11 protein-coding genes are annotated in these 10,613 nt (G+C 67.6%); 4 read left to right on the forward strand and 7 right to left on the reverse strand.

Translation table 11 applies throughout. The features are described from left to right. Nucleotides 1-15: 15 nt before the first annotated feature. Nucleotides 16-444 carry a large conductance mechanosensitive channel protein MscL gene (mscL, locus tag ABZ860_RS25345; RefSeq protein WP_357224491.1) on the forward strand — a complete coding sequence of 143 codons (429 nt, stop codon included), beginning with the start codon at nucleotides 16-18 and terminating at the stop codon, nucleotides 442-444. Between the two features lie 24 nt (nucleotides 445-468). Here the strand turns inward: mscL and ABZ860_RS25350 are convergent, their stop codons facing one another. Next, nucleotides 469-1,062 carry a hypothetical protein gene (locus ABZ860_RS25350; protein ID WP_357224492.1) on the reverse strand — a complete coding sequence of 198 codons (594 nt, stop codon included), beginning with the start codon at nucleotides 1,060-1,062 and terminating at the stop codon, nucleotides 469-471. Further along, nucleotides 1,059-1,337 carry a hypothetical protein gene (locus ABZ860_RS25355; protein WP_357224493.1) on the reverse strand — a complete coding sequence of 93 codons (279 nt, stop codon included), beginning with the start codon at nucleotides 1,335-1,337 and terminating at the stop codon, nucleotides 1,059-1,061. Before ABZ860_RS25355 ends, ABZ860_RS25350 begins: the two co-directional genes overlap by 4 nt. Before the next feature lie 356 nt (nucleotides 1,338-1,693). Here ABZ860_RS25355 and ABZ860_RS25360 point away from each other — a divergent pair, with 356 nt between their 5' ends. From ABZ860_RS25360 to ABZ860_RS25370, 3 genes are all read left to right on the forward strand, one after another. After that, nucleotides 1,694-2,557: a helix-turn-helix transcriptional regulator gene (locus tag ABZ860_RS25360; protein ID WP_357224495.1), complete on the forward strand. Its 864-nt coding sequence runs from the start codon at nucleotides 1,694-1,696 to the stop codon at nucleotides 2,555-2,557. Nucleotides 2,558-2,608: 51 nt separating this feature from the next. Further along, nucleotides 2,609-2,824 (forward strand): DUF397 domain-containing protein, encoded by a 216-nt coding sequence (locus ABZ860_RS25365; protein WP_357224498.1) that lies wholly within the window; start codon nucleotides 2,609-2,611, stop codon nucleotides 2,822-2,824. A gap of 131 nt (nucleotides 2,825-2,955) precedes the next feature. Continuing rightward, entirely contained in the window at nucleotides 2,956-3,159 is a 204-nt protein-coding gene (locus ABZ860_RS25370) for a DUF397 domain-containing protein (protein ID WP_357224500.1), read from the forward strand. 70 nt (nucleotides 3,160-3,229) lie between these two features. On the opposite strand, the gene ABZ860_RS25375 is transcribed toward ABZ860_RS25370, so the two are convergent. The 5 genes from ABZ860_RS25375 to ABZ860_RS25395 form a co-directional block, all read right to left on the reverse strand. Continuing rightward, the gene (locus tag ABZ860_RS25375; protein WP_357224501.1) at nucleotides 3,230-5,206 is read right to left on the reverse strand and encodes a glycosyl hydrolase family 28-related protein; all 1,977 of its coding nucleotides are present in this window, start codon (nucleotides 5,204-5,206) and stop codon (nucleotides 3,230-3,232) included. Then, the gene (locus ABZ860_RS25380) at nucleotides 5,203-6,771 is read right to left on the reverse strand and encodes a glycoside hydrolase family 13 protein (RefSeq protein ID WP_357224502.1); all 1,569 of its coding nucleotides are present in this window, start codon (nucleotides 6,769-6,771) and stop codon (nucleotides 5,203-5,205) included. Before ABZ860_RS25380 ends, ABZ860_RS25375 begins: the two co-directional genes overlap by 4 nt. Before the next feature lie 53 nt (nucleotides 6,772-6,824). Continuing rightward, nucleotides 6,825-7,802 carry a carbohydrate ABC transporter permease gene (locus tag ABZ860_RS25385; protein ID WP_357224505.1) on the reverse strand — a complete coding sequence of 326 codons (978 nt, stop codon included), beginning with the start codon at nucleotides 7,800-7,802 and terminating at the stop codon, nucleotides 6,825-6,827. Between the two features lie 11 nt (nucleotides 7,803-7,813). Beyond that, nucleotides 7,814-8,737, reverse strand: a complete 924-nt coding sequence (locus ABZ860_RS25390; RefSeq protein WP_357224506.1) for a sugar ABC transporter permease — start codon at nucleotides 8,735-8,737, stop codon at nucleotides 7,814-7,816. Between the two features lie 93 nt (nucleotides 8,738-8,830). Next, nucleotides 8,831-10,210, reverse strand: coding sequence for an extracellular solute-binding protein (locus ABZ860_RS25395; protein ID WP_357224508.1), 1,380 nt, complete (start codon nucleotides 10,208-10,210; stop codon nucleotides 8,831-8,833). Nucleotides 10,211-10,613 lie beyond the last annotated feature (403 nt).

The raw sequence follows: 10,613 nt of genomic DNA on the forward strand, positions 1-10,613 counted from the left end.
ATAGGTCGTTGCCCCATGAGCGGATTCAAGAAGTTCCTCCTGCGGGGCAACCTGGTGGAGCTCGCCGTCGCCGTGGTCGTGGGCGCGACGTTCAGCGGACTCATCCAGGCCCTCGTACAGGACCTGATCACCCCCCTGATCGCGGCCGTCACCGGCGGGAAGCAACCCGACTTCTCCAGCTACAAGTTCACCGTCAACGGCGCCGTGTTCAAGTACGGCGACTTCGTCAACCACCTGCTGACGTTCCTGATCGTCGCCGCGGTGGTCTACTGGCTGGTCGTCCTGCCGATGACCCGCTTCCTGAGCCTCTTCGACACCAAGAAGGAGGCCACCGAGAAGCAGTGCCCCGAGTGCCTGTCGGACATCCCCGTCGACGCCCGCCGCTGCGCCTTCTGCACGGTCGAACTGTCCACCGTCCCCACCGCCGAGAAGCCCCCTGCCTGACCTCTCCGCGGGACGTCCCCCTCGTCAGGGCCGGAACCGGGTCAGCGTCCGCTCTCCGGTTTCCGCCGGATCCTGGGGAACGGGGCGGCCGGTGCGCCGCAGCACGTCCACGATGACGAGCGACGTCCGGTGCGGGTCCCTGGTGATCCGCACCCCGTGGGCCAGCCAGCACGCGGCGGCGATCATGTCCCGGGCCCGTTCGAGGTCACCCGGGCTGGTCCCCGCCCTGCACCACACCCACAGGCGCTCGCCGAACGGCTCCGGTCTCGTACGGAGGATCACGGGCAGCTTGCCCCGCCGGTTGACGATCAACGCCTCGGCGCAGGCCTTCCGTACGCGGTGGGGCGTCACCACGCACCAGAAGCGGCCCGCCACCTCCCGGCGGGCCTGCGGCCACAGCAGAACGAGCAGGCAGACCAGAGAGCCGGTCACGATCGTGACGGCCGGGCCCGCCGTCCGCACGGCGATGACCACGACCGCCGGCCCTCCCACCAGCAGCACCGCCTCGTAACGCCACCTCCACAGCACCACCAGCGGTCCCGGCCGCGCGACGGGAGAGGTCTCCCGTTCGATGAAACGCAGAACCAGATGCCGATTCCGCCTGACGGCGTGCCTCATGTCCGGCCGCCCGAGGGACGCTCGGGCCTGCGGGAGGCCGGCGGTTCGAGCAGGTTGACCCGCCCGGTGCCCCGGCATCGGCGGCACGGCAGCCCGGTCGGGCACCCCCCCGTCGCGGAGCAGACCGTGCAGGCGGCGAGAGCGCCGAACCGCGTGTCACGGTAGGTGTGGGTGTGCCATGTGCGCCGGATCTCCCAGCGCTGCACCCACGCGAACGCGTCGATCTCGGCGAACGCCTCCTCACCCACCCTCCAGAGGAGGGCGATGATGCGCATCCGTAACCCTGGGAGGGAAGGAGCGCGCATGTTCTTGTTGTTAGAGTGCACGGGATCATCCCTTTGCTGAGCAGGCAGGTTGGATGGTCGTCTGCGCTGGGTCGATGTGCCACCATCGGCCCAGCAGCGCGTTTCAGGGAAAAGGGGCCGAAAGACAAGCGGCCCCGCTGCGCATCGCCTCCTTCCGGGAACCGGCCGGTCCAGCCGCCACGTTGAGGCTTATGCCACGTTCTTACCCCTTCGTTGCCAGTGGCAACCTGCATTTGGCAAATTGCCATCGGCATTTGCCTGCGGTACATGCCAGTGACGTGTTAGCCTGCAGCTTTCGGAGCTTCACAGCCGCAGAAGGTGACCGCATGGCCGGGACGAACACCACACTTCGCCGCCGCCAACTGGCGAACCGCCTGAGAAAGCTTCGGCAGGACGCCAACATGACGGTCGAGAAGGCCGCGGAGGAACTGCTGTGCAGCCCTGCCAAGATCAGCCGGATGGAAACCGGTCAGCGCGGCGCGAGCCCGAGGGACGTTCGCGACCTGTGCCGCATTTACGGCGTCGCGGACGAGAAACTGGTCTCGCAGCTCATGACCATGGCTCGTGAGTCCCGACAGCCGGGCCTCAAACAGGAGTGGGGCGATCTCGGCGACGACGCACTGTATCTATACATGGAGCTGGAGGCCACTGCCTCCGCGATAACCGAGCTACAGACCGCGCACCTGCCCGCCCTCTTCCAGACGCAGGCCTATGCGGCCGCCCTGATACGTGGACTCCTGCCGAACATCAGACAGGACGTGCTGGACCGGCGCGTCGAGGCGAGATTAAAGCGGCAGGAGCTGCTCGACACCGATGACGCCCCGCGCTATTGGACGTTCATCGACGAGGCGGCGCTCCATCGAGTCGTGGGCGACCGGGCGACCATGGCCGAGCAATTCGACAAACTGCTCACACGCGCACAGGCCCCGCATGTCACGGTGCAGGTCATCCCGTTCAACGTCGGCCCCTATATGTGTGCCGACAACCCTTTCGTCTTCTTCAAGCTGCGTAATCAGAGCCCGTCGGAGGTGGTGTACCGAGAGTCGCTGGACCGTGTCGAGTACCTGGAGAAGCCGAGCGAACTGGAGATCTACCACGAAGCCGTCGACCGTATCCGAGCGGTCGCACTTCCACCCGCTGAATCTCTCAAACGCATATTACAGGCGAAATCAGACATCAGTACCACTTAGCCACTTGGTAACCGCCTGCCTCACGACAACAGTACAGGAGGCAGGAATCACATGGAAATTTCGCCTGACGTGTCCATTCCGGAACTGGAGTGGCAGCGGTCTTCTCGTTGCGGGGGAGGAAACTGCGTCGAAGTGGCCTTCGTTCCGGGTCGCGTCGCCGTCCGGGATTCAAAGGACCCCGGACGGGGGATCTTGTTCTACTCGCATGACGAGTGGCGCGACTTCATCTCGGAGGTGAAGGCCGGCACGGACCACCCGGCCAGGTAACCCGGCCAGGAGTCAGGGTATCCCGCGCCCGCTTTCGGTCCCCTCACTGACCGATCGCCGAAACAGGGCATACCGCCTTAATAGCGCACATATTAAAATATGCCGTGGAAGCCGACCTCCGGGGAGAGCGCATGGCAGGACGACCCTCATTTCACGATGCCGCCTGGCGGCGGGCCTGTAATGGTGGAAGCTGCGTCGAAGTGGCGCACGTGGACGGATGGGTCGGCATGCGCGACAGCAAGCTCGGTGACGAGAGTCCCGTGCTTGTTTTCACCGCCGAGGAGTGGCGGGCGTTCGTCACGGGCGTCAGAGATGGGCGTCTCGACATACTCTGAAGATCTGGCAGACGCATGAGGGCTTCCCCGGACGAATGGCCGGGGAAGCCCTCTCAGCAGGTGAAGAGATTCACCAGGGGGACGGGGCGGGTGGGGGGACGACCGGGGGGCGGTCGTCGCAGGTGATGGTGTTGGGCAGCATCCAGGGAGCGAGCCAGCCGCCGTCGTTGCCGCCGAGGTCGGTCAGGGAGAACTCCGATCCCGTGGGCGGGAAGTTGAAGGACCCGCAGTTGTTGACGCCCACCGCGCCGACGTTGCGGGCGTCCACGTTCTCGAAGGACGCCGAGCCCTTCACGCGGGCGCTGACCACGGAGGTGCCCGTGCCGTCGACCCGGATGTCCTTGAAGCGGACCTTCGGGATCGCGTACAGGTCCTTCACCGACCACTCGCTGACCAGCATGATCGCGTTGAACGTGTTGTCCAGGTAGTGGTCGCCGCTGACCTCGATGTCGGCGTCGATGTCCTTCTCCAGGGCGTAGAACCAGATGGCCCCCAGGCCGATCTTCCAGTTCAGCTCGAACGTGCTGGCCCGCACGGTCGTGTTGCCGCTGATGCGGAGCTTGCCGGCGAACGGCTCGGCGCCGAACCGGGAGCCGACCTGGATGGCGCTGCCCTCCCTGATCGGGTCGGCGATCAGGTTGCCCGCGACCGTATTGTCCGTGCCGCCGTAGATCGCGATGCCGTTGGCCAGCACGGGCGTCTGGATCGTGTTGTGGTCGAACGTGTTGCCCGCGTCGGCGGTCTTGTCCGACCACAGGGCGAGGGCGTCGTCACCGGTGTTGCGGAAGAAGTTGTTCGACACGACGGAGCCCGTCACGCCGGTGTGGAAGTTGAGCCCGTCCGCGATCTGGTCGACGATCACATTGTTGATGATCTTGATGTTGCGCATCGGGCCGTCGAACCACATGCCGACCTTCGTGTGGCGGATGTAGAGCCCGTCGATGGTCGAGTCGCTCATCGCGCCGCCGACGCCGTTCACCTGGTCGGTGTCGATCCGCTCGCGCACGTCGCCCTCGATGGCGAAGCCGGACAGGTGGACGTCGCGGCTGCCGCCCGCCGAGGCGTCCTTGCCGTAGAAGCCGACACCGGTGTGCACCGAGCCGTCCGGGGCCGGGGTGTCCAGGTCGGTCTGGCGGCCCTTGATGATCGTGTACCAGCTTCCGGCACCCGTGATCGTCACGTCGTCCACGACGATGTGACGGTTCACCTGGTAGGTGCCCGGCGGGATGTAGACCTTCAGGTGCGCCCGTCTGGCGAAGGCGATGGCCTTGTCGATCGCCCCGGCGGAGTCGCGCCTGCCGGTGGGGTCGGCGCCGAAAGCCAGCACGTTCGCCGCGACGACCTCGACGCGCGGCGGGCCGACGAGGTGCGAGTCGAGCAGGTCGACGGCCGTCCACGCGGCGTTGCTCCCCGCCGGGACCGTCAGCCGCACCGTGTCGCCCGCCCGGTACGTACGGCCGAGCAGGAGCCGCTGCTCGTCGTAGAAGTGGTTGGGGCGGAACGGCTTGGCGATCTCCGGGGCCGGCGTGGTGGCGTCCGGCACGCAGGAGCACTCGGTGATCCACCAGTCGGGGTGCAGCAGCCCGGCGTTCGGATCGTTGGAGAACGGATACTGGTTGTAGAGCCAGGCGTACTGCGACGTGAGGGTCATGGTGGCCCGCTTGTGGCCGTTGACCGCGACGTCGAGCGGCGCGGTGATGCCGCCGCCTCCGGGAGCGTCCGGGATGCTGTACCGCACGGTGATCGCGTTGGCCGCCTTGGGCAGCGTGAACTCGACGTACTGCCCGGGGGTCAGCGTGACCGCCTTACGGCCGGACGCCTCCGCGGGCAGCGTGTAGGCGTCGCGGCCGGGGCCGATGACCGTGCCGTTCGTCGTCGCGTTCTCCGCCTCCTGTTCGGCGAAGTCGACGTCGGCCCCGCGCCCGGCGACGAGCGCCGGGTCGAGGGCGGCCCGCGTCACGACGGGGGGCTTCGCCGAGGCGGACGCGGGCGTCTGCAGGACCGCGAGCCCGGTGGCGGCCAGGGCCGCCGCCAGCAGGATTCTCATCGGGCCTCCGTGATCCAGACGGCGGTGTCGGACGGAAGCAGGCCGCCGTCGAGGGGACCGCTGGCCAGCACCACCGAACCCGGCTCCGGGAGCGCGACCGGCTCGGCGCCGAGGTTGACCAGGCAGACCAGGCCGGAGTCGCGGCGGAACGCGATCACCTCGTCCCCGTACGGCAGCCAGGTCAGCGTGCCGTCGCCGAGCAGTTCGCGGCGCAGGCGCAGGGCCGAGCGGTAGAGGCAGAGCATCGAGCCCGGGTCGGCCTCCTGGGCCTCCACGGTGAGGTCGCGCCAGCCGGCCGGCTGCGGCAGCCAGGGCTCGCCCGTGCTGTAACCGAAGGGCGGCTCGGTGCCCGACCACGGCAGCGGCACCCGGCAGCCGTCGCGGCCGCGGACCGTGTGGCCGGAACGCTCCCACATCGGGTCGTCGATGAGCTCCTCGGGGATGTCCTCGACCTCGTTCAGGCCGAGCTCCTCCCCCTGGTAGACGTAGACGCTCCCGGGCAGCGCCATCGCGAGCAGCGCCGCCGCCCGCGCCCGGCGGCGGCCGAGCTCCAGGTCGGACGGCATGCCGTCCCGGCGTTCCGCGTTGTCCCAGGACGTGACGGCCCGGCCATACCGGGTGACCGGACGGGCGACGTCGTGGTTGGACAGCACCCAGGTCGCGGGCGCGCCGATCGGCACGTGGGTGGCGAGGGTCAGGTCGATGCTGGCGCGCAGCGCGGCCGGCTCCCACGCGCTCGACAGGAAGTCGAAGTTGAACGCGGTGTGGAGCTCGTCGGGGCGCAGGTAGTTGGCGAACCGCTCCTGGTCGGGCAGCCACACCTCGCCGATGAGGATCCGCCCGCCGTAGGAGTCGGACACCCGCCGCCACTCGCGGTAGATCTCGTGGACCCCGTCGTGGTCGGTGTAGGACTCCTCCACGCTGTCGAGGTCCTTGACGAGCACGGCCGCCGAGTCGATGCGTACGCCGTCCACGCCCCGGTCGAACCAGAACCGCAGCACGTCGAGGAACTCCTCGCGTACGGCGGGGTTGTTCCAGTTGAAGTCGGGCTGCTCGGGGGCGAACAGGTGGAGGTACCACTCGCCGTCCGGCACCTGCGTCCAGGCGGGACCGCCGAAGATCGACTGCCAGCCGTTGGGCGGGCCGTCGCCGACGCCGGGGCGGAACCAGAACCGCTCCCGGGCCTCCGAACCGGGACCGGCCGCCAGCGCCTCCTGGAACCAGGCGTGCTGGTCGGACGCGTGGTTGGGGACGACGTCGACGATCGTACGGATGCCCAGGCCGTGGGCTTCCTCGATCAGCTTCTCCGCCTCGGCCAGGGTGCCGAAGACCGGCTCGATGCTGCGGTAGTCGGCGACGTCGTAGCCGCCGTCGGCCATGGGAGAGGGGTACCACGGGTTCAGCCAGATGGCGTCGACGCCGAGATCCGCCAGGTAGGGCAGGCGTGACCGCAGCCCCGCCAGGTCACCCGTCCCGTCGCCGTTCCCGTCGGCGAAGCTGCGCAGGTAGACCTGGTAGATCGCGGCCCCGCGCCACCAATCGGGGGTCGAGGTGTTGCCGGGCATGCTGAATACAACTCCTTACGGGGTGACGGGTGAAGAGCGCCGGGGAGGGTCTGTCAGCCCTTGAGGCTGCCGGCGGTGAGACCGGCCATGATGTGCCGCTGGAACAGGAAGAAGACGACGATGGTCGGGATGCTCGCGATCACCAGGGAGGCGACCAGCACGTTCTGCGGCATCTGGGAGGAGAGCGAGGCGATGCCGATGCTCACCGACATCTTGTCGCTGTCCGGCAGGACCAGCAGGGGCCAGACGAAGTCGCGCCAGACGTTGACGACGGTGAGGATGGAGACCACGCCGAGGATGGGCCGGGAGATCGGTATCACCACCGACCACAGGATGCGGCCCGGCGACGCGCCGTCGATCTCGGCGGCTTCGAGCAGCTCCCTGGGGATCGAGTCGAAGAACCGCTTGAGCAGGAAGACGTTGAAGCCGTTGGCCGCGGCCGGCAGCCAGATCGCCCACGGCGTGTTGAGCAGGTTCCAGCCGAAGAACGGCACGTCCTTCACCGTCAGGTACGCCGGGAGCATGATGACCATGGGCGGGATCATCAGCGTCGACAGCATCAGGGCCAGTACGACCCTGCCGAGCGCCGGGCGGAGCTTCGACAGGGCGTAGGCCGCCGAGACGTCCACCGCGAGCGTCAGCAGCCAGGCGCCGCCGGCGTACAGGGCCGTGTTGCCGAGCAGCGTGCCCAGGCCCAGCAGATCCCACGCCTGCAGGTAGCCGTCCAGGGAGAAGTGCGACGGCAGGAAGGTCGGCGGGATCGCGTTGAGTTCCTCGGTGGACTTCATCGCACCGGTGACCATCCAGTAGAGCGGGAAGACGAACGCGGCGGTGAAGCTCACCACCACGATCACCAGCACGATCCAGTAGATGATCCGGCCGCGGGTCGTGTTGAGCTGGTGCGGCGAGACGGCGGTGCGGAACTGCGTGTTCATCGGCTTGCGGGGCCGTCGCCGCCCACGGCGCTCGTGCCCGGCGGAGGTGGCCGGCGTCTCGGCCGAGCGGTCGGGTATGACGGTGATGTTCGACATGGTCGCTCCCCTCACACCGTGTTGTCGCGCGAGACGCGCAGGTAGATCGCGGAGAACACCATGAGCACGATCATGAGCATCAGGCCGAGCGCGTTGCCCGCGTTGAGATTGCCGAAGTTGAAGGCGTACTGGTACATGAGGTAGACGACGCTGACCGTGGCGTTCTCGGGGCCGCCGCCGGTGAGCAGGTAGGGCTCGATGAAGACCTGCATGGTCGCCACGATCTGGAGCAGCAGCATCACCAGCAGGATCAGCTTGGTCTGCGGGATCGTGACGTGCCGGATCCGCTTGAACAGGCCGGCGCCGTCGAGCTCCGCGGCCTCGTACAGCTCGCTCGGGATCGTCTGCAGGGCGGCCAGATAGATCAGCGTGCCGCTGCCCATGTTCATCCACGTGGAGACGATGACCAGCGAGATCAGCGCGGTGCTCGTCGAGTTGAGCCACTGCAGGCCGGGCAGGTGGAACAGGTCCAGGATCTGGTTGAACAGCCCGTAGTCGGGGTTGTAGAACCACTGGAACAGCAGCACGCTCACCGCGGGCGGCAGCATGACCGGCAGGTAGACCACGAAGCGCAGGTAGGCGCGGGCGTGCCGGAGCTCGTTGAGGACGATCGCGGTGACGAACGGGATCCCGTAGCCGCACAGCAGGGCGAGCAGCGTGAACAGCGCGGTGTTGACCCAGGCCGGCCCGAAGGCCGGGTCGCTGACGACGGTGCGGAAGTTCTCCAGCCCCACCCATCTGGGCGGGTCCACGAAGTTGGTCTTCTGGAAGCTGAGGATGACCTCCCGGACCATCGGATACCAGGAGAAGAACGCGAAACAGATCAGAGCGCCGCACAGGAAGCCGTAGGCGGTCACGTTGCGCCGCACGGCGCGCCGCAGTTTCGTCGGCTGCCGCCGCCTGCCGCCCGCTGCCGGGATGCTCGCTGTGGTCATCGTTGTGAGTCCGATCTCGACGTGATTGCCGGGGCGCCGGCCGCGCGTACGACGGCGGCGGCGCCCCGGGTTAGGCCCGGATTATCAGGGCGGTCAGCCCTTCGAGGCCAGCAGGGAGTTGACCTTCGACTCGGCGTCGGACAGGAGCTGGTCGATGTTCGCGTCCTTGCGGGTCAGCACGGCCGACATCGGGGTGTCGAGGATCTTGTAGATCTCCTGGGCGTACGGCCCGGGCTCGGCCTTCGGCGGGATGCCCTTGGAGCCCTCCACCCAGCCGGCGAACTGGGCGGCGTCGATGTTCGCGTTCTGCTTGCGCAGGTCGTTCACGGCCTGGCCGGACGGTGTGTCCGCGCGGTACAGGTCGGGGTAGGGCTGGCCGACGGTCAGGTTCGCGCCCTTGGCCCGCACGTAGTCGAACTGTCCCTTGCCGGGGGTGAGGAACTTGTACTCGATCCACTTGAGGCCGGCCTTGATCTGCTCCGGCGTGGCCTTCGGGTTGATCATGTAGCCCGCGCCGCCGTTGAACAGGGCCTTGGCCTCGGGCTGGGCGGTGATGGCGTAGTTCTCGAACTTGCCGCCGAAGTCGTTGCGGAGCGAGATGAGCACGTCGGGAGCGCCCAGCATCATGCCCATCTTGCCGCCGGCCATGGCCTTCATGAGGGCCGGCCAGTCGATGTAGAGCTGGGAGCCCATGCTGTTGTCGACCCACCGCATCTGGTGGAGGTTCTCCAGCACGGCCTTGCCCTCGGGGGTGTTGAAGGCGGCCTTCTTGCCGTCGTCGGTGATGACCGATCCGCCCCGGCCGTAGACGGAGGCGGTGAAGTGCCAGCCGCCGACGTTGTTGCCGCTGTACTCGCCGTAGCCGACGTAGCCGGGACCGAGCCCGGCGATCTTCTTCGCGGCGGCCTGCACGTCGGCCCACGTCTTGGGCGGGTTGTTCGGGTCGAGACCGGCCTTGGTGAAGACCTCCTTGTTGTAGACGAGGCCCATGCCGTAGCCGTCGGTCGGCAGGCCGTAGACCTTGCCGTCCTTCTTGAACAGGTCGATCGAGCTGTTGTAGTCCTGGAACGTCTTGAGCTCGTTGACGTACGGCGTGATGTCGGCGGCCTGCCCGCTCTCGATGAGGCGGCCCACGTTGGGGAAGTTGACGTAGAAGACCGTCTCCAGCTCGCCGCTGGCCAGCTTGGGCTCGAAGGTGCGCGGGTCGTAGCAGGGGAAGGCGTCGGTGACCTTCGAGATCTTGATGGTGGGGTTCAGCTTCTGGAAGGCCGCCAGGTCCTCCTCGAAGGTCGCCCGCTCCGCCTTGTTCGTCTTCGGCGGCTCGCAGTTGACCGAGATCGACACCGGCCCGGCGCTGCCGGGCGCCGCGCCGGCCTTGTCTCCGCCGTTACCGCTGTCGTCGGTGCCGCACGCCGCGGCCGCTGCAATGGCAAGTCCCGAGACCAGCAGTATCGAGAGCTTGTGGGATTTCATCCTCGTTCCCTTCTGGAACCGCGCACCACGACCCGTCGAAGCACACGGCTCGGGGCCGACTGGAGCGCCCCGATCCGCTCGGTTGCGAGAAACATACAGAGGCATGCAGGACTGAGCAATAGTTCGTCATTAACTCTGCAAAAAAGTGACAGTGACCGGTCTGTCACTGGCATGCCACGGTGAGGGCAGCGTCTCGTGAACCGCGCACCGAGGGCGGGCTTTGGCTTATATGGGCCGGCGCGCTCTAAGAGCCGGCTCCTGGGGCTGGACTCGTCAAGAGCCTGCTGTGGTTCGTCGGCGCCGCACTGGTTTCGCGCTCACGGGCGGGCGGGTGCTCCGGCCGGCCGTGACAGTGGCGGTCCGGTGAGCCTCGGGAGCGGCCATCGCGGGCGCGGTGGTACCT

The sequence above is a fragment of the Microbispora sp. NPDC046973 genome, assembly GCF_040644495.1.
Classification (GTDB): Bacteria; Actinomycetota; Actinomycetes; order Streptosporangiales; family Streptosporangiaceae; genus Microbispora.